The organism is Nonomuraea insulae, from assembly GCF_042656245.1.
The window spans coordinates 156983-175661 of sequence record NZ_JBHSPA010000018.1; the positions used below are offsets into that span (position 1 = coordinate 156983).

The 18679-nt window shown below is 69.2% G+C and carries 12 protein-coding genes; 6 read left to right on the top strand and 6 right to left on the bottom strand.

The window, feature by feature from the left end; genetic code table 11:
* Positions 1-26: 26 nt before the first annotated feature.
* Positions 27-1022: a hypothetical protein gene (locus ACFPZ3_RS15265; protein ID WP_379514743.1), complete on the bottom strand. Its 996-nt coding sequence runs from the start codon at positions 1020-1022 to the stop codon at positions 27-29.
* Positions 1019-2194 carry a hypothetical protein gene (locus tag ACFPZ3_RS15270; RefSeq protein ID WP_379514744.1) on the bottom strand — a complete coding sequence of 392 codons (1176 nt, stop codon included), beginning with the start codon at positions 2192-2194 and terminating at the stop codon, positions 1019-1021. Before ACFPZ3_RS15270 ends, ACFPZ3_RS15265 begins: the two co-directional genes overlap by 4 nt.
* A gap of 317 nt (positions 2195-2511) precedes the next feature.
* On the opposite strand from ACFPZ3_RS15270, the gene ACFPZ3_RS15275 reads away from it, so the two are divergent.
* The 3 genes from ACFPZ3_RS15275 to ACFPZ3_RS15285 all read left to right on the top strand — a co-directional run bounded on the left by ACFPZ3_RS15275 (position 2512) and on the right by ACFPZ3_RS15285 (position 7098).
* Complete coding sequence (locus tag ACFPZ3_RS15275) at positions 2512-4662, top strand: transglycosylase domain-containing protein (RefSeq protein ID WP_379514745.1); 2151 nt, start codon at positions 2512-2514, stop codon at positions 4660-4662.
* Positions 4663-4880: 218 nt separating this feature from the next.
* Positions 4881-5852 carry a LacI family DNA-binding transcriptional regulator gene (locus tag ACFPZ3_RS15280; RefSeq protein WP_379514746.1) on the top strand — a complete coding sequence of 324 codons (972 nt, stop codon included), beginning with the start codon at positions 4881-4883 and terminating at the stop codon, positions 5850-5852.
* On the top strand, positions 5839-7098 hold the full coding sequence (locus ACFPZ3_RS15285; RefSeq protein WP_379514747.1) for a serine/threonine-protein kinase: 1260 nt from the start codon (positions 5839-5841) through the stop codon (positions 7096-7098). The genes ACFPZ3_RS15280 and ACFPZ3_RS15285 overlap by 14 nt, the downstream gene beginning before the upstream one ends.
* Before the next feature lie 195 nt (positions 7099-7293).
* Here the strand turns inward: ACFPZ3_RS15285 and ACFPZ3_RS15290 are convergent, their stop codons facing one another.
* The gene (locus tag ACFPZ3_RS15290; RefSeq protein WP_379514748.1) at positions 7294-8652 is read right to left on the bottom strand and encodes a GH12 family glycosyl hydrolase domain-containing protein; all 1359 of its coding nucleotides are present in this window, start codon (positions 8650-8652) and stop codon (positions 7294-7296) included.
* Between the two features lie 262 nt (positions 8653-8914).
* Here ACFPZ3_RS15290 and ACFPZ3_RS15295 point away from each other — a divergent pair, with 262 nt between their 5' ends.
* Together ACFPZ3_RS15295 and ACFPZ3_RS15300 are read left to right on the top strand one after the other, a co-directional pair.
* The gene (locus ACFPZ3_RS15295) at positions 8915-9997 is read left to right on the top strand and encodes a lytic polysaccharide monooxygenase (RefSeq protein WP_379514749.1); all 1083 of its coding nucleotides are present in this window, start codon (positions 8915-8917) and stop codon (positions 9995-9997) included.
* Entirely contained in the window at positions 9994-10518 is a 525-nt protein-coding gene (locus ACFPZ3_RS15300) for a hypothetical protein (RefSeq protein WP_379514750.1), read from the top strand. The genes ACFPZ3_RS15295 and ACFPZ3_RS15300 overlap by 4 nt, the downstream gene beginning before the upstream one ends.
* Before the next feature lie 383 nt (positions 10519-10901).
* Here the strand turns inward: ACFPZ3_RS15300 and ACFPZ3_RS15305 are convergent, their stop codons facing one another.
* The 3 genes from ACFPZ3_RS15305 to ACFPZ3_RS15315 form a co-directional block, all read right to left on the bottom strand.
* Positions 10902-12473, bottom strand: coding sequence for a cellulase family glycosylhydrolase (locus ACFPZ3_RS15305; protein ID WP_379514751.1), 1572 nt, complete (start codon positions 12471-12473; stop codon positions 10902-10904).
* 66 nt (positions 12474-12539) lie between these two features.
* Positions 12540-15086: a glycoside hydrolase family 9 protein gene (locus ACFPZ3_RS15310; protein WP_379514756.1), complete on the bottom strand. Its 2547-nt coding sequence runs from the start codon at positions 15084-15086 to the stop codon at positions 12540-12542.
* Positions 15029-17920: a glycoside hydrolase family 48 protein gene (locus tag ACFPZ3_RS15315; protein ID WP_379514752.1), complete on the bottom strand. Its 2892-nt coding sequence runs from the start codon at positions 17918-17920 to the stop codon at positions 15029-15031. The genes ACFPZ3_RS15310 and ACFPZ3_RS15315 overlap by 58 nt, the downstream gene beginning before the upstream one ends.
* A 358-nt stretch (positions 17921-18278) precedes the next feature.
* Here ACFPZ3_RS15315 and ACFPZ3_RS15320 point away from each other — a divergent pair.
* A partial coding sequence (locus ACFPZ3_RS15320) for a cellulose binding domain-containing protein (protein ID WP_379514753.1) occupies positions 18279-18679 on the top strand: 401 nt, incomplete at its 3' end.

Genomic DNA, 18679 nt, shown 5'->3' on the forward strand with positions numbered 1-18679 from the left:
TCGAGCGGAAACTATCCGTATCCGTACTAGTGCGCGGTGCCGGACTCCAGCGTCGGTATGGAGTCGGGGCAGGGCGCCAGGACCACCAGCAGCGGTGAGGCCGTGGGGCTGGGCAGCACGAGGTCGGTGACGTTGCCCAGCATGCTCTGCTCCGGCGCTCCCAGGTCACCGTCCCTGAGGCTGAACACGCCCGCCACGGACGGCGCCGCCGAGTGCAGGAGCTTCCTGGTGGCGTGGCGCAGCCAGCGCAGCTCGCTGTTGACCCGCCGCCACGTCGCGGGGATCATGCTCACCGCCTCCGCCCTGGTGCCGAGCCGGAGCGTGACGTGGCCGCTGGAGCCGAACCGGTCCTTGAGCACGGGGTTGACCACGAACATGCCGGAACGCAGCACCCGCGGGCCCTGCCGGTTGAGGTTGGCCAGACCGCCCGCGCTGATCAGGGAGTAGAGCTCGCAGCGTGAGCCGTCGAGCGTGTCGGGGTCGTAGTCCACGGGCGGCGGCTCCTCGAACACGACCTTGTCCAGCCGGAGCCCGGCCACCCCGTCCTCGGCGACGCGGCCCGCCACGGCCTGCCGCACCTCCTCGCAGACGCCGTCGCCCTCGGTGATGTCCAGCACCTCGACGCAGATCAGCCCGTCGTCGGGGATCTCCTCCGGCGACAGGTCGAAGGCCACCCTGGCGTGCGCCTTCTTGCCGCGCAGCAGCACGCACTGACGCAGCCGCCCCTGGGACCGGACCTGTACGAGGCGGGGCAGACCCGCCACCTCGGTACGCCCTTCGTGCCACCCGCTCACCGACCGCTCGTCGGCCGACAGCGCCACCTGCACCCGCAGCGTCCGCCCCTGGGCCGACACCTTGAAGCCGGCCAGCCCGGACGTCTCGAACCTGCCCACGATCTGGCTGCCACGGCGCAGCCGGTCGGCCACCTGCAGCGCGGCCACCTTGCCGCTGGTCAGATGGATGGGCGGGATGGCGGGCAGGATCACCTGATCCAGTTCCGTGGCGGACCCTGAGTTGGTCATCGGGTGCTCCTCGACGGGGTGAGTGTGGCGGCCAGAGCGGCCGGGTCGTGGAAGTCGAATCGGGTGAGGAGGGGTTCGCGCCGCTCCCACATGCGGGCGAGCGCGCCGTACAGGGGGTCGCCGTCGCGCTCCACGTGCCGCAGGTTGACGGCCAGCGCCCGCGCGTAGTCGTCGCCGTGCTGCCAGTGGGGCAGAAGCTGGCTGGGCACGTCGGCGCCGCAGCGGCGCAGCCAGAGCCACAGCCGGGCGCGTTCGCGCTGCTCGGGACCGAGGAAGGACTCGCCCTTGGCGTGCCTGGCGATGGCCTCTTCGAGCATCAGGCGGTGCTCCGACGGCGAGCGCGAGACGTGCGTGGCGCCGCACGCGCCGCCCTCGGCCCAGCCGGCCTGGATGACGGGGATGCCGAACGCGGGCAGATCGCTGTCGCCGAACGCGACGCCCACGTCCGCCACGCTCCACAGGAGGTTGGCGGACAGCGGGCCGGCCCGGTCGAGGAACAACCAGTTCGCGGACCGGTCGGCGGCGGCGAACTCCGTCGTCGTCTCGAAGAGCGGCGCGTCGCGTTCCGGCGGGTGGCCGAAGATCGCGACCGTGGGCCGGTCGGGGTCGAGGCCCAGGCGGGCGCAGCCGTACCGGCGGAGCTGGCGGCGCTCGGTCTCCGTACGGATCTGGTAGCCGCTCTTCGCCCGCCAGGCCACCCGCTCGGCGCTGGGCCGCAGCACGTCACGCAGCGGCCAGACGTGCCGCTCGAAGAACGCGCCGACCCTGGCGGGCAGCTCCTCCTCGATCGAGCAGGGCCCCTGGTCCGGAAAGAGCGCGTACGCCTTCAGCGTCCCCGTCCCGTGCACGTGCACGACGGGGATCTCCCTGGGCACAGCGCGGTCCACCCGGCTGGTGACCAGCGCGGCCAGCGGCGTCTCAGGCCGCACGTCCGTCTCGGCGCCGAACGCCTCGGCCAGCCCCGCCCACTCGGGCCCGGTCCGCGCGACCAGCCGCGCGGACAGCAGGCCGCAGACCGCCTTCGCCACCAGCAACGTACGGGCCACGACCCGAAGATCGTCGTCGTACGCCTCCGCCACGACGCAGCCGTCACCGCCGGAGCCACCCGCCCACCATGTCCTGGCGGCGGCGAGCAGCCGATCGACGTGCTCGCCATCCCCGACGCGACGCATAAAGCCCTCCACCAAGGCCAAGGAAGAATGCCCTGGTGAGACGTTGCCAGATCGGCGCGCGGCCGCCGGGCGGCCGACACGGTTCTTTGCCCGTCGCTGGTGGAAACTCAGTTCGCCGAAGAAGAAGGCGGTCGTCCCACGAGCCCCAAGCTGCCCGAACGCCCGTTATGCGCGCGAACTCGGCGAAAAACCCCCGCTCCAGGCTGAACATTCACGCCTCTTGAAGCGTCCAAGCCTTTACACGGAGCATGTCTTGCCCGGGTTTAGGATGCACCCTATTGCCACAAGGGAGAGGGTTTACCAGCATGGGTTCCCGTATGTCGAGTGTCGCGCGCCTGACGGCGGCCGCGGCGGCAGCCGGCGTAGTGGCAGCCGCCATCGCGCTGCCCGCGGTGGGGGGCGGCGGGGCGATGTTCGTCTCGGCGTCGGAGGACCTGGGCATCAAACCCGAGCAGCTCAAGGAACCCCCGCTGGCCGAGCGGACCACGGTGCTCGACGCCAAGGGCAACGAGATCGCGTACTTCTGGGAGGAGTACCGCGAGAGCGTCCCCCTCGCCCAGGTGGCCGACATCATGAAGACGGCCATCATCTCCATCGAGGACTTCCGCTTCTACGAGCACGGCGCGATCGACATCGAGGGCACCGTCCGGGCCCTGGCCAAGAACGCCACCTCCGGCGGCATCGCCCAGGGCGGCTCGTCGATCACCCAGCAGTACGTCAAGCAGGTGCTGCTCAACTCCGCCACCAGCGACAAGGAACGGAACGCGGCCCTGGAGGCCAGCTACGCGCGCAAGCTCAAGGAGCTGCGCTACGCGATGGCGATCGAGGAGAAGTACACCAAGAACGAGATCCTGGAGAAATACCTCAACATCGCCTACTTCGGCGCCGGCGCCAATGGGGTGGAGGCGGCGGCGAGGCGTTTCTTCGGGGTGAGCGCGTCGGAGCTGACGCTGTCGCAGGCGGCGACGCTGGCCGGCGCCGTGCAGGACCCCAACTCGACCGACCCCAACATCGGCAAGGCGCAGCAGAAGCGGTTGCTGTCGCGGCGCAACGTGGTCCTCGACCGGATGGCCGAGCTGAAGAAGATCACGCCTGAAGAGGCCGCCGAGGCCAAGAAGAAGAAGCTCGGCTTCAAGAACATCGCGATCCCGGGCGGGTGCGGCGCCAGCAACGTGCCGTACTTCTGCATGTACGTGCGCAACGAGGTCCTCAGCAACCCGATCTTCGGCAAGACGGCCAAGGCCAGGAGCCAGTTCCTCAACCGGGGCGGCCTGACGATCCAGACCACGCTGGACCCGAAGATGCAGACGGCCGCCGACAAGGCGATCAAGAAGCACGTCTTCGCCTCCGACGACCCGGTCGCCTCCGAGGCCCTGGTGGAGCCGGGCACGGGCGCGATCAAGGCCATGGCCGCCAGCCGCAAGTACGGCAACAACAAGCGCAAGAAGGAAATGTCGTTCAACGTGGTCGCCGACGCGGTGCACGGCGGCGGCACCGGCTTCCAGGCGGGCTCGACGTTCAAGACGTTCACTCTGCTCACCGCCCTCAAGGAGGGCATGAAGATCAACGACGGGTTCAGCGTCGGCGGCGGCTACACCTCCCCGTACTACTCCTCGTTCAAGAACTGCAAGAACGAGAACATCGGCGACCCCAGTCACACCGTCACCAACGACGAGGGCGGCGGCGGCTTCAAGACCCTGCAGACCGGCACCTGGCAGTCGGTCAACACCTTCTTCGTGCAGCTGGAGCAGAAGGTGGGCCTGTGTGACACGATCCAGACCGCCAAGTCGCTGGGCATCAAGCGCTCCGACGGGCTGCCGCTGCAGGAGTACGAGACGTTCACGCTCGGGATCAACGAGATGGACCCGGTGACCGTCGCCAACGCCTACGCCTCCATCGGGGCGCGCGGCAAGTACTGCGCGCCGATGGCGATCACCAAGATCACCGACCGTGACGGCAAGGTGAAGAACTACAAGCCCAAGTGCAAGCAGGCCATGGACGCGGAGGTGGCGGACGCCGCGGCGAGCATCCTGTCCGGCGTGTTCACCAAGGGCACGATGAGCAGCGTCGGCGGCATCGGCCGACCGGCGGGAGGCAAGACCGGCACCACGGACTCGCAGGCCAGCGCCTGGTTCGCCGGCTTCACCCCCAACCTGGCGGGCGCGGTCAGCATCGGCGACCCGCGCGGCGCCCAGGACCACAAGCTCAACGGTGTCACCATCGGCGGCCGGTACTTCGGCTCGGTCTTCGGCGCCTCGATCCCCGGGCCGATCTGGAAGGACACCATGCTCTCCGCCCTGAAGGGCGTCCCGGCCGATGAGTTCACCCCGGTCAACACCTCGCGCTTCGGCGGCTGCGGCTCGGGTTGCGCGCCGGTGGAGCGGACGGAGCCCGACGACGAGGGCGACGTGACGACAGACGGGGGACTGGACGACGTGGACATCGCGGACTTCGGTGATCAAGGATAGAAAGGGTTTCCTGATCGTCGGATAAGACAAATCGGGCGCGGTCAATATGCCGTGATCCACATCCGGCTCAGAAACCTCTGAGGGCCACCAGTGCCCCTAGCTGAGCAAATTCGGAGTGCGTCCGCACTGAGGGGCGCACTCCTTGCAAAGGCCCTATTAACAGCGGCGAAACATTGGTAACGTGGGAGCGCTCCCAGGATCTTCCCGCGAGGTGCTCCATGACCGAGCAGCCCACACTGGCACAGGTGGCGGCCGCTGCAGGGGTTTCCCCCGCGACCGCATCTCGAGTCCTCACGGGCTCGGTGCGGGTCAGTACCTCGACCCGCCGCCAAGTCTACGACGCCGTGTCCCGCATGGGATACGTCCGACAACGCGCACCCCGGGGAACGGCCGCCAAGACCCTGGCCGACGGCGTCACAGCGGTGATCTGTGACCACCTTCCCCGGCTCTTCTCCGAGCCCTACTACGCCAGGCTCCTGTCCGCCGCGGGCGCCGTGATAGCCGAACACGGCACCCACCTCATGGTGACCACCGTCACCCCCACCTCGTCCACGCTGCCCGCCCTATCCGGCGCGGTGCTGATCGTGGGCGCCAGAGAGCGTCACCCCCTGGCGATCAAGCTATCCACCTCGGGCGTCCCGGTGCGCAACATCGGCCGCCCGCCCCACGACCTCAAACTCCCGTTCGCCGACGTCGACAACTTCGACGGCGGCCGTCAGGCGGCCGAACATTTCCTGTTGTCGGGCCGCCGTAATGTCGCCGCCATCGGCGGCCCGCCGTCGTTACCCGGAGCCCGCGACCGATTAGAAGGCCTGGTACGCACCCTGCAGGCGGCCGGCGCACCTGACGTACCCGTCGCGTACGGGGACTTCACGGCCGCGTCCGGCACCCACGCCATGCAGTGGTTGTTACGCCATGCCCCCGGCCTCGACGCCGTCTTCGTGGCCTCCGACCTGATGGCGGCGGGCGCGATCCAGGCACTGCGCAGGGCGGGCCGCAAGGTCCCCGCCGACGTCGCGGTGATCGGGTTCGACGACGCTCCGGTCGCCAGACACACCGTTCCCGCCCTCACCACCATCCGCCAGCCCGTCGAGGAGCTCGCCACGGTCGCCACCCGGCTGCTCCTGACGGGGGCAGCGGGGATCGACCCCGTACTCCCCACGGAACTGGTCGTCCGTGAGTCGGCTTGAGCCTGGGGATGTGCTGGCCCGGCGGTATCTGTTGCTGGATCCGCTGGCCAGCGGAGGCATGTCGGTCATCTGGCGTGCCTTCGACCAGTCCCTGCACCGGATGATCGCGGTCAAGGTGCTCACGGCCTCGCTGCACACCGACTCGGGTCAACGGGTCAGCGTACGCAGCGAGGCCCGTGCCGCCGCCCGCTTCATCCATCCCGACTCCATCGAGATCTACGACTACGGCGAGACCGTCACCACGAACGGCGGTGTCGCCGCGTACGTGGTGATGCCGCTGCTCGACGGCACCCCGCTGGCCGAGCGCATCGAGAAGGGCCCGCTGCCGTGGTCCGAGGCGGCGGCCATCGCGCTGCGGCTGGCGCGGGTGCTGATGGCCGGGCACGCGCGCGGCCTGGTGCACAGGGACGTCACGGCGGAGAACGTGCTGCTCACCGCGGGCGGCCCGAAACTGCTCGACTTCGGCATCGCGTCCTGGGCGGGCGACCCCGACGACGACCGGGGCACCCCTCCGTACGTCGCCCCCGAGCGGCTGCTCGGCGCGCCGACCCATCCCGCGGTCGACGTGTACGCCCTGGGCGTGCTGCTGCACGCCATGCTCACCGGGCGCACGCCGTACCCGGAGACCACGTGGGAGGAGATCGAGGCCGCCTCCAGGACCTCGCCGCCGCCCCGCGTACCCGGAGTGCCCAACGCCATCGCCACGCTCTGCCAGCGCTGCCTGGCGGACGAGCCGGAGCGGCGGCCGACGGCGGCGCAGATCGTCTCGGCGCTCACCTCCGCGCTCGGCACCGTGACGCTGGGCCGGCACGTGCGGCGCGGGCTCACGGTGGCGGGCTCGGCGGTCGTCGTGCTGTCCGCTCTGCTCTGGTTCCAGCAGGCGGAGCCGCCCGAGCGGCAGCAGCAGGCGCGGGTGGCCGAGCCGGCGCCGTCCCCGACGGTGACGGCCAGGCTGATCGAGAGCTCGCCGTCCGCGTCGGTCACCGTACGGCAGGCCGCGGACGGCTTCAGGACCGTGCTGGAGGCCAGGACGCCGTGTGGCGCGACCGACGCCGACGTCGTGCTCGACCTGCGGCAGGTGCTGGAGAGCGCCGTGGCGGTGCGGCACGGACCCGAGGAGTCCAGGACCGAGAACCTGCGCACGAAGCTCACCGACCGCATGCGGGAGGGCCGGCTCACCCCTGCCTGCCTGAGCGAGTTGCAGGCCAGGCTGGACGACATCGACGCCGCCATCCAGCCGGACTGACGCTGATCATCGACCCCGCGATACAGCGGGATCGACGCTGATCACCGACCGCGCCGTACGGCGGGATCGACGCTGATCACCGGCCCCGCGACATAGCGGGATCGACGCTGTTTGAGGAGGGGCACGGCAGCACCAGCCGTGCCCCTCCTGTGGTCGCGCGGGCGGGGCCCCTCGCAAAGCGTGCCCGCGCGAGTCTCATGCGCAGGTGTAACCGGTGGGCACCTGCGTGTTGCCGTTCGGCCGCGTCGCCTGGTAGCCGAAGGACGTGCTCGCGTTCGGCCCGAGAGCGCCGTTGCTCCTGACCGTGACCGTGCCGCCGCTGACGGTGTAGCTCGCGTTCCACATGCCGGTGATCGTGTGCCCGGACGGCAGCGCGAACGTGACCGTCCAGGAGCTGAGCGCCGAGGTGCCGCGGTTCGTGACGGTCACCGGCTGGATGACGTAACCGTTGTTCCAGGTGGTCTGGGTGGTGGGGGTGACCGCGCAGCCGCCGCCACCGCCGCCGCCCTGCTGGGTGGTCACCGTGACCGTGGCGGACTCGGATGAGAGGTTGCCCGCGGCGTCCCTCGCCCTGATCCGGTAGCGGTAGGTGGTGGCGGGGCTCAGGCCGCTGTCGGTGTAGCTCGTGCCCGTGCCGCCGCCGACCCTGGTGAAGGTGTCACCCGTCGCGCGCAGCACGTCGTACCCGCTCACGCCCACGTTGTCGCTGGAGGCGCCCCACGACAGCGTGGTGCTGTTCGAGGTGGTGCCGGAGGCGGACGGGTTGCCGGGCACGCTGGGCGGCGTGCTGTCGGTCTGGCCGCCGCCCGAGCCGAACGAGAAGGAGTTGACCGCCAGGCCCGCGCCGCCGACCCAGGGCTCGAAACCGGCCTGCACGCTGGTCAGGTACCACGACCGCTGGGCGTAACCGCGGCTGATCGCGTCGGCGTAGAAGGTGTTGATCGTGAAGTCGAGCGACGAGGTGGCCGAGGTGCGCACGTACGAGATCACGTTCCAGCCGATGTTGCCCTGCCAGACCTGCCAGGTGCCGCCCGCCAGGGTGGCGGTGCCGACCTGGGAGCCGACGGGCTGGATCGAGCCCTGCTTGTTGAGCCAGATCATCACCTCGGCGCCGGTGTTCTGACCGTCGGTACGCGGAGTGGGGTCGAACCAGATGTCGTAGGCCGCGTCCCAGACGCCGCTGCTCGGGTAGGTCATGCTCACGCTGGTACGCAGTGAGTTGAAGCTCGACGAGCCGGCCTGCATGGGCAGTCCGCTGCCGGTGCTGCAGTTGGCGTAGTGGCAGCCCGCGTAGATCGCGGGATACGACGCCGGGGCTCCGTTGGTGGCCTTGTTGTGCGCGGCCTGCGTGACGGCGAAGCCACCATTCTGGTTGACGTCGATGCACTGGGCGGTGTCCGCGCCCCAGACGTTGTTGATGACGACGTAGCGGCCGTTCTGTACGGTCGCCGAGCCGAACTTCTCGCAGAGCACCGGCGCGGCCTGCGCCGGCGCGGCGAACAGACCGGTGGCGAATAACGCCGCGATGATCAGGTGGATGTGCGCGTGCCTCATGGCGTGTTGCTCCCGCCTCTCAGACAGGGGAGTGTAGTGGGAGCGCTCCCAACCCTCAGCCTCCTCAGCCATTACCGGCACGGCAAGCTCCCGCATTCGTGAGCGACCAGGGGTGAGGCGGGTCACCAGGGAAAACCGTGACGAAGATCGGCTGAAAGTTTCACCGAGCGTTGTCGAATCCCGAAAAGTCATGATTCAATGCGCAGGCCGGGCGGGCAGGTCGTGGGCAGGTTTCCTCTGTCGTCAGCACAAGGGAATCCCCATGAAGTTATTCAAGTCGGCGGCACTTACCGCCGTCCTGGTCCTCATCACCTCTGTCCTGATCGCACCGATGCCCGCGCAGGCCCACGGCGTGTCGATGTTCCCCGGCGCCCGTACGTTCCTGTGCTGGCAGGACGGCCTGCGGGAAAACGGCCAGATCCTGCCCTACAACCCCGCGTGCGCCGCCGCCGTCAACCAGAGCGGCGCGACCCCCCTGTACAACTGGTTCGCCGTGCTGCGCTCCGACGGCGCGGGCCGGACCAGCGGATTCATCCCTGACGGACAACTCTGCAGCGGCGGCACCGGCGGCCCGTACGACTTCTCGTCCTACAACGCCGTCCGCTCCGACTGGCCGCTGACCCACCTGACCTCCGGTGCCAGCATCCAGATGCGGCACAGCAACTGGGCCGAGCACCCCGGCTCGTTCAACTACTACATCACCAAGAACGGCTGGAACGCCAACGGGGCGCTGAAGTGGTCCGACCTGGAGTCGTTCGGCAGCGCCACCAACCCGCCCAAGACCGGCGGCGCCGGCGGGCTCAACTACTACTACTGGAACGCCCAGCTCCCGTCCGGCAAGTCCGGCCGGCACATCATCTACACGCACTGGATCCGTTCCGACAGCAACGAGAACTTCTACAGCTGCTCCGACGTCGTCTTCGACGGCGGCAACGGCCAGGTCACCGGTGTCGGCCCCGGCGGCAGCACCCCCGACCCGTCCGTGACCCCGACCGTGACCCCAACTGTGACCCCGACCGTGACCCCGACTCCCACGGGCGCCTGCACCGCCACCTGGAAGGCCACCAACACCGGCTGGGCCGGCCACTTCCAGGGTGAGGTCACCGTGAAGAACACCAGCACCAGCTCACTGAACGGCTGGACGGTCAAGTGGACCTACAGCGGCGGCCAGGGCTTCGACGGCTCGCCGTGGAACGGTGTGCTGTCCGGGCAACCGCCGAACGTGGCGGTCAAGAACGCCACCTACAACGGCCAGCTCGGGTCGAACGCGTCCACCGCGTTCGGCTTCAACGCCACCGGCTCCATCCCGAGCCCCGCACCCACCCTGACCTGCACCAGCCCGTGATCAGAACACGTCGCGGGCTCGTCGCGGCAAGCGTCACCCTGGCCAGCCTGACCCTGGCCGGGGTGATGTTCTTCGTTGCCAGGCAACCCTCCACGCAGCTGAACGAAGAGCTCGCCGCCCAGGTGACCCTGATCCTCGAACAGGCCTCACCCGGCGAGCACCACGCCCACGGGCACAGCTTCGACTCCCGCGTCGTGTGCGCCGTGGAACCCTTCGGCACCGAACCCCCGGGCGCCACCTCTCTGGTGGAGGTGCGGTGGGTCTACGCCCGCCACATGTGCGCCATCACCGGGGAGAGCCCCGACTGGGCTTCCTCCGTACGCGCCTCGGGGCCCATCGCCGTCAAGATCAGCATCCCGCCGGAGGTCCGGGTGCCCAAGGCCGGACTCGGCTATCCCGATCGGGTCCGGCAGCTCATCCCTGAGCGGTATCACTCGCTGGCGTTCGAGGAGTTCTCGGACGATTCGGCCATCGAGGCAGCCCAGGAACGATTCGCCCTGGCCTCTTCCACCGCGAAGTAACCCATCCCGGGGGCCGGCCACCATCGGCCCCCACCCACCTTCGCCGCGACCCCCGGCGACCGGAGCGGGCGCGCAGGCAGGCGCGTGGGGAGCGCGCAGGCAGGTGTATGGCGGGCGCGTAGGTGTCTCCGGTGTGCCAAGCTCCTGGGCAGGTGGGCTCCCCCGGCAGGACGGCATTCTGGGACGGCGGGCGCAGGGTGGGCGCGTTCCCTCGTGTCCTATGAAAGGGCCCACCGAAAGCGCGGTGAGTGGGGCGGTGGAAAACGGACGCGGCCGAGTGGAGGTTTCGGCCGCGTCCGTCCCATCCGGGCGGGGATGGTGTGTGGGGCAGGGATAGATGGTTAGGGCCTCACCTCCTCATACGCACCTGTGGGCCGGGGAGTTCAGTTGGCGCACGTGTAGCCGGACGGGATGGAGGTGTTGCCCGTCGGGCGGCTGACCTGGAGGCCGAAGCCGGTGGTGGCGTTCGGGGCGAGGGTGCCGTTGTAGGCGAGGTTCTTGGCCGTCACCGTCTGGCCGGAGACCGTCACGGCGGCGTTCCAGGAGCCCGCGAGGGTGTGGCCGGCGGGCAGGGTGAAGGTGACCGTCCAGCTCGTCTTGGCCGAGGTGCTGGTGTTGGTCACGGTGAGGGGCTGGACGACGTAGCCGTTGCCCCACTGACTCTGTACGGTCCCCACCGCCGTGCACCCGCCCACCGGCGCGGCTGAGGTGGTGAACGACGCGGAGGGCGACTGGGCGGACTGGTTGCCGGCCGCGTCCCTGGCCTTGACGTACACCTGGTAGGCGGTCGCGGGCGTCAGCCCGGTCAGCGTGATCGAGTTCGTGGCGGAGGCCCCGAGCGAGGCGCCGGTGGAGGTATAGACGTCGTACCCGGTCACGCCCACGTTGTCGGTGGAGGCGGTCCAGGTCAGGGTGGCCCCGGTGGAGGCGACGGCGGAGGCCGACGGCGTGCCGGGCACGCTGGGCGGGGTCGGGTCGGTGGTGCCGCCGCCGTAGATCGCGGCTTGCCTGGCGGTCGCGGCGATGCCGTTGGCGCCGTTGAACAGCCGCTGTCCCCAGGACGTGAGCTGGGTGACGTCGAAGTTGGTGACCTGGTCGAGGTATTCGACGCCCCCGCCGTTGCCGCTCCAGGACCATCCCAGGTAGCCCAGGCCACGGCTCACGGCCTGCGCCATGATGGTGTCCTCGTCGGGGTTGCCGTCGGAGTGGTCGAACCCGAACTCGCCCACGACCAGCGGCAGCCCGGCGGTCTTGAACGCGTCCATGTACGCGGTGATCTCCGCGGCCGTGTCGAAGACCCCGTACATGTGCACGGAGAAGATCGTGTTCTTGTCGGGGTCGCTGTCGAAGACCGTCCGCGCGTTGTCGCGCATGCCGAACTGCCAGTCCTGGCCCCAGTTGGGGGCGTCCACCATGATCGCGTGGTCGAAGCCGTTGGTGCGCAGCTTCTGGATCGCGGCCGTGGTTGCGGCGGCCCAGCCGGGGGTGACGACGTTGTTGCCGATCGGCTCGTTGCCGATGTTGACGATGACGTAGTCCTCCTGGCCGACCAGGGCGGACTTGACGCTGATCCAGTAGTCGGCGGCCTGGTCGAGGGTGTAGGCGCCGCTCTGCTCGCCGTACCCGGTGGTGTCGTGGTTCTCCAGGACGCAGATGAGCTTGTTCTGCTTGCAGAGGGAGACGACGTTGGCCACGTCGGAGACGTTGTTGGCGGTCCACCGGCCGCCGCTGAGCACGACGCGTACGGTGTTGGCCTTCAGCGACTTGATGTCGGCGAACGCTTTGGTCTGGCCGGCGTACCAGGTGTGGGCGTGGCTGGTGCCGCGCATGACGAACTCCTGGCCGCCGGACTCGAGGAGCTTCGTCCCGCTGACGTGCAGGCCGGTGGCGGCGTGCGCCGGGGATGCGACAAGGAGCGCGGCCAGTAGTCCAAGCGCGGTGAACAGTGCTCTCATGTGGTGCCTTTCACTGGCCCGATGGAACCGCCCCCGCCGCTACTGCGGCGGGGGCGGGGTCTAGGGTCAGGCGGGGGTGCAGGTGATCGGGTCGGGGGTGGTGGAGGTGCCGTTGGCGATGAAGCCGAACGTGGTGGTGGCGCCGGGCGCGAGCGCGCCGTTCCACCCCTCGTTCCTGACCGTGACCGTCGAGCCGGACACGGTGTGCTTGCCGCCCCAGAGCTGGGTGATCGTGTTCTGGGAGCTCCAGGTGACCGTCCAGGCGCTGGTCGCGGCGGTGCCGGCGTTCTTCACCGTCACCTCGGCCTGGTACGCGCCGCCCCACGAGCTGGTCACCTTGTAGGTGGCCGTGCACCCGCCGGCCGGCGCGGAGGTCGTGGTGAAGGCCGTGCCGTCGGACTGGGCCGAGGTGTTGCCCGCCGCGTCCCTCGCCACCACGTGGGCGGTGTAGGCCGTGGCGGGGGTGAGCCCGCTCAGGTCGAAGGACGTGGTCGTGGCGGTTCCTACCTTGGTGGACCCCAGGTAGACGTCGTAACCGCTCACGCCCACGTTGTCGGTGGACGCCGTCCAGCTCAGCCTCGCCGCCGAACCCGTGATCCCGGAGACCGCGGGTTTGCCCGGCTTGCTGGGCGCTGTCGTGTCCGGTGCCTCCGCACCCGGCGGCTCACCCCAGATCTTGGTGGCGCCGCTGTAGAGAGTGATGTTCGAGGTGCGCACCGGCGTCGTGCCGGGCGTGGTGGGGATGTTCCTGTACGACCAGTCGTTGGCCGGGTCCCACGTGCCCGCGCTGCTGATCCGGAACTGCACCTCCCTGCGGTGCTGCGACTGCCCGGCCGGCGCGATGGCCTGCCCGGAGCAGTCGACGTTCACGTAGTACGTGCTGCCGCTCGCCTGGTGCGACGTCGGCGCCTTGCACTGCGTGTAGGCCGAGGACACGCTGATCTGCGAGGCGGTCGTCGAGCCGTCGAGGGTGAAGTAATAGCGGAACGAACCGTCCGACAGGACCCTGGCGGGCCAGGCCGACTGGTTGCGCACGATGGCCTTGATCTCGGTGAAGGTGCCGCCGGAGGCGTTCACGCCCGCCTCGATGAAGATCTCGGGCCCGTCCGGGGTCTCCTCGACGGGGAAGCCGGCCGCCGGGGCGCCTCCGTACTCCTTGTAGAGCCGGGCGAGGGCGCTGGTGAAGCCGGCGTTGTAGTCGGTGGCGACCTCGTTCATGACGTAGTCGTCGCGTTTGTCGGCGTAGGCGTCGTTCGGGTCGGGCGGGCCGCCGACGAGGGCGCCGTACAGGGTGTGGCGGGTCTGCTCGGGGCTGGTGATCTGGTCGGTCCACGAGCCGTGCGCCGTACGGTGGTGCGGGTTCCTGGGCGGGTTGGCGCCGAACCCGATCAGGTACGAGGAGTTGCGCGGGTTGTCCCCGAGCGCGTAGTTGATCTGCCGGACCGCGAAGTCGTGGTAGCGGGTCTTGCGCGTCGCGTCGGTGATCGCGTCACTGTGGACGAGCGCCGCGAACGCGGTGTTGGCCGCGTACCGCAGCGAGCCCCACCGGTCGAGCACGGCCTGCCCGCCGGGCGAGTACGCCACCTTGGCCCCGTTCACGCCGACCGTCCACCAGTCGAGCCAGCGGTTGGCGTCGTCGAGGTACTGCTGTTTGCCGGTCAGCTTGTGCAGGAGCACGTACGCGCCGTACGACTTGTCGTCCCAGGCGATCGTCCACTTGTACGACTTGGTCGTCGTCTGCGGCTCGGTGCCCAGGTTGGCGTAGCCGCTCTCGGCCTTGGCCAGGTAGGAGGCGTCGTTCGTGGCCCGGTAGAGCCAGATCGCGCCCCACACCAGCTCGTCGTTGAAGCCGCTCCACGAGTTGTAGTAGCTGGAGGCGTCCGTTATGCACTCGCTGTACTTCTTCCTGACCGTGTCGGCGAAGGTGTAGAGCTGCTTGGCATGCGTCACCAGCGTGTCGGCATAAGAAGGATTTGTCGGGCGGAAGACGATCGAGGAGGCCGCCATCGCGGCCGCCGTCTCCCCCGCCAGGTCCGACCCGCCGCACGAGGCGTCGATCTTGTACGCCGGCCGGCTCATCGACATCGCCTCGGCCGGGCCCCACCACGCGTGGTCCGTGCCGCCGTTGCCCACCTGCCCGTAGAGCACGTTCGCCGACGGGTGGGCCTTGATGAAGTAGTCGTTGACGAACTTGAGATTGTTGAGCAGGTTCGTGAGCTGGCCGGAGCCCGTGTACGCGTCGCGGTAGTCCACCGCGCCCCAGGCCAGCATCGTGGCGGAGAAGGCCATCGGGAAGCCGAACTTGACGTGGTCGCCCGCGTCGTACCAGCCGCCCGTGAGATCCACCCCGACGTCCTTGCCGTCGTTCATGCCCGAGTCGCCGCGCCAGGAGACGCGGTTCCAGTCGGGCAGCGCGCCCGACTGCTGGGCCTCGTAGAACCACAACGACTTCTGCAGCGCCTCGCCATAGGCGAAGGCCGGTGCGGCGTGGGCCGCAGGCCCCGCCCCGATCAGGGGCAGGACCAGCGACGCCGCAGCTATGAGTGCTGCTTTTCTCACGGGAAGAGCCGCCCGTACTCGGCGAGGGCGACGGCTACGTCCACCTGCGCCCAGAACCGGTGGTAGTTGAAGACGGGCGCCGATCCGGTGCCCTTCAGGAAGGCGTCCACCTTCGCGTAGTCCGGGTCGTTCTTGTAGAAGGACCGGATCGACAGGAAGGTCGAGCTGGAGTTGATCGTGTCGCCGTTCGGCATCTCGCCGCTCCAGCCCGGAGGCACGTACACCGGGTCGTCGAGGCGGTTGTAGTCGGTCTTGGTCTCCGGCACCGAGACGCCCTTGGTGTCCCGCTTGCCCCAGACGCCGTCGAGCAGCGCCTTGGCGGTGTCACGGGCCTCGGTGTGGTTCGCCTTGGCCGCGTAGTACATGAGCGTCTTGGCGTAGGCGCCGGCGACACCCACGTCCTGCGTGTAGTCCACGACCGTCACGTGCAGGCCGGGGTTGGCCGGCGGCATGCCGGAGGTGGCGGTGAAGTTCCCGGCGGGCTGGCCGGTCCAGCGCAGCGTGGACGGGATCTGGTACGTGGTGGCGCTGACCGTGGTGTTGTCCAGCGCCCACCGCACCCACTTGTCCAGCAGTGCCTTGGCGTCGGCGTTGCCGGTGGCGTAGTAGTACTCCGCCACCCGCTCCATCGACCACGCCTGGAAGCCGAACCACTGGTTCGACGGCGGGTCGTGGTAGACCGGCTGCCAGTCGTAGGTCATGCCGTGGAACTTCGGCAGCCCCGACGGCGGCGTGGCGTAGTGGCCCTCCCAGCTGTTGGTCGCGCCGCCGGCGATCGCGCCTTCGGCCGACTGCAGCCAGGTGTAGAACTGCAGTTGCCTGGTGAGGCTGGTGCTCCAGTCGGCGCTGCCGGTCGAGCTCTTCGGCTTGAGCTCGGTCACGTTGGCCAGCGCCCAGGCCGCGAGCGGGTTCTGGTAGCCGGAGTGGTTGTGGCTGGAGCCGATGCGCCAGGCCCAGCCGGCGCTGGTGTCGGTCGCGCCGCCCCACGCGTAGTACCAGCTCATCAGGTAGTTGGAGGCGTTCTTGCCGGTGCCCGCCGCGCACGAGGTGCTCGTGCAGCCGGGCTGCTTGAAGTACTTGTCGTACATCGAGTAGCGCAGGAAGTCGCCCATCTTGGCGGCCTTGGTCACGGTGGCGGAGATGTCCCCGGCCTTGTTCTGCGCCTTGGCCCAGGTCAGCGCCCAGTAGGCGGCCTGGACGGCGCGCGCGTCGGCGTCGGGGGCGTTGGTGTACTTCCACTGCTTGGCGTACGAGGCGTCCTTGGTGAACAGGTCCAGGAAGCCGTTGGTGCCGCCGTGGGCGAAGGTGTCGCAGGACGGCTGCGGGATCGTCTCGAAGACCGACTCCTCCGGGCCGCGCTGGTAGGTGTTGATGTAGGCGGGCTTGGTCGTGCCGTCGCCGCAGCGGCCGAAGCCGTAGGTGTTGTCGACGTCCAGCAGCCAGTGCATGCCGTAGATGTCGCGGGTGCCGTACGCGGTCTGCAGCTCACTCGCGATCGGGTCGGTGCCGACGCTGACGCCGGAGTCCAGCTGCGAGGGGTAGTTGCTGATCGTGTTCGACTCCGGCGCGTACGTCGCCGGCTTCGAGGCGTTGTAGAAGGAGTTCGTCGGCTGGTCCGCGGTGGACGGGATGATGTACTTCTCCATCGAGGCCCACGCGGCGTTGAACTTCGACCAGTCGCCGGTGACCTGTCCGTAGGTCGCCTCCAGCCACAGGTAGTAGCTGTAGGCCTCGGACGTGGTCTCGTGCCCGTGGTCCGGCGCCTCGACCATGAACGTCTCGATCGAGTGGTACGGCACGCCCTCGGGCGAGAAGTAACCGTTGGCCGGGTCGTGCAGTTCGTTGTACATCTCGACGAAGCGCTGCACGTACTGGTTGTTGCCGCCGACGTCGTCGTCCGCCTCGGTGGCCGTCACGTCCACCGCGGTGTATCCGGTGGCGCTCACCCTGAAGACGGCCGAGCCGGCCGTCGTGTCGGTGTCGTTGGCCGCGGCCAGCGTGACGTTCTGCGCGGTGTTCCAGTTGGACGTGGTGAACGTCCTCGTGGCGGTCCCCGAGACCGTGAGGTCGGCGTCACCGCTGGCGCGGGCGACGGAGACGGTCACGTTCGCCGACGGCGCCTGCGACAACCTCACGCCGAACGCCGCGGTCCCCGCCTCTGGCACGGACAGCGTGGTCGGGCTCACCACGAGCGCCGGACCCGAGTTCTGCGAGACCGTGATCCCGACCGGCGACGAGGTGGTGGTCAGGCCGGCGTTGTCGGTCGCCCTGGCGGTGATCGAGTAGCTGCCTGCCGCCACGTTCGCCCAGCTGTAGCTGTACGGGGAGGAGGTGTCGGTGCTCAGCAGCGTGGCGCCCTGGTAGAAGTCGACCTTGGCCACGGTGCCGTCGGAGTCGGCGGCGTTCGCGGCGATCGGCACGGTGGCCGGTGCGGTGAACGTCTGGCCGGCGGTCGGCGAGGTCAGCGACACGGTGGGCGCGGAGCCGGTGCCCGTGCCGCCGCAGGCGACCCCGTTGACGCTGAACACGGTCGGGCTCGGGTTGCTGCCCGTCCAGGTGCCGTTGAAGCCGATGTTGGTGGAGGCGCCTGTGCCCAGGTTGCCGTTCCACGACATGTTCGTGCCAGTGACGCGGGTGCCGGACTGACTCCAGTTCGCGCCCCAGCCGGTCGGGGTGTACTTCTGACCCGTGGTCGGGAAGTCGAAGCCCAGCGACCATGACGTGATGGGGTCGCCGGTGTTCTTCAACGTGATGCTCGCGGTGAAACCGCCCGAGCCCGAGCCCCACTGGTTGGCCGCGTAGGTCACGCTGCACGCCACCGCCGCCTGGGCGGGAACCGCCGTGACGGCGGCGGTCCCGCCGGCGACGAGAACGAGGGTCGTGGCCACGGCGAGCCGCCTCGATAAGCGTGTCAAAAAGATCGAAGGTCTGTACTTCACGGGGTCTCCATGGGAGTAGGGGTGTGGGAGCGCTCCCAAATGGGATTGTGGGTGCCCTCGGGCGTATGTCAACGGAATGGCATTTCGGTAACCCCCGTGTTTCCTCTCACCAGGCTGCCCGGGATGAAAGTTTCATCCGTGTTCCGGGGCATTCGGCGAGCATGCGGGGCGGCGAGCGCCTTCCGGAAGGGCGCCCGCTGTACACGGCTGCCACCGCGGCACACCATGGGAGCGCTCCCAGCCATCTAAGTACTGGAGATGATCGCTCGTGAGACTCCACCGCGGCCTTCGCAAATGGGCCGTGACTATGACCGCCGCGAGTGTCGCGGCCTTAGGCCTCGTCGTCGGACAGGGCTCCGCCGCGAACGCCGCCGTCGCCTGCGACGTGACCTACACAGCCAACCAGTGGGGTTCGGGCTCGGGCGGTTTCACCGCGAGCATCACGTTGAAGAACACCGGCGACCCCATCACGTCATGGTCGCTGGGCTTCGACTTCGCCAACGCCGGTCAGAAGTACACCCCGACCGGCTGGGGCGCGAACTGGTCCCAGTCCGGCACCCGCGTCACGGGTACGAACCTGTCGTGGAACGGCAGCCTGGCCACCGGCGCCTCCACCAACATCGGCTTCAACGGCACCTGGACGGGCGCCAACCCGAGTCCTGCCTCGTTCAGCGTCAACAACACCACCTGCGGCGGCGGCACCGGCCC

Bases quoted from the DNA above. Each gene is read 5' to 3' on its own strand.
- ACFPZ3_RS15265 (WP_379514743.1), bottom strand. From the start codon at position 1,022: ATGACCAACTCAGGGTCCGCCACGGAACTGGATCAGGTGATCCTGCCC.
- ACFPZ3_RS15270 (WP_379514744.1), bottom strand. From the start codon at position 2,194: ATGCGTCGCGTCGGGGATGGCGAGCACGTCGATCGGCTGCTCGCCGCC.
- ACFPZ3_RS15275 (WP_379514745.1), top strand. From the start codon at position 2,512: ATGTCGAGTGTCGCGCGCCTGACGGCGGCCGCGGCGGCAGCCGGCGTA.
- ACFPZ3_RS15280 (WP_379514746.1), top strand. From the start codon at position 4,881: ATGACCGAGCAGCCCACACTGGCACAGGTGGCGGCCGCTGCAGGGGTT.
- ACFPZ3_RS15290 (WP_379514748.1), bottom strand. From the start codon at position 8,652: ATGAGGCACGCGCACATCCACCTGATCATCGCGGCGTTATTCGCCACC.
- ACFPZ3_RS15295 (WP_379514749.1), top strand. From the start codon at position 8,915: ATGAAGTTATTCAAGTCGGCGGCACTTACCGCCGTCCTGGTCCTCATC.
- ACFPZ3_RS15305 (WP_379514751.1), bottom strand. From the start codon at position 12,473: ATGAGAGCACTGTTCACCGCGCTTGGACTACTGGCCGCGCTCCTTGTC.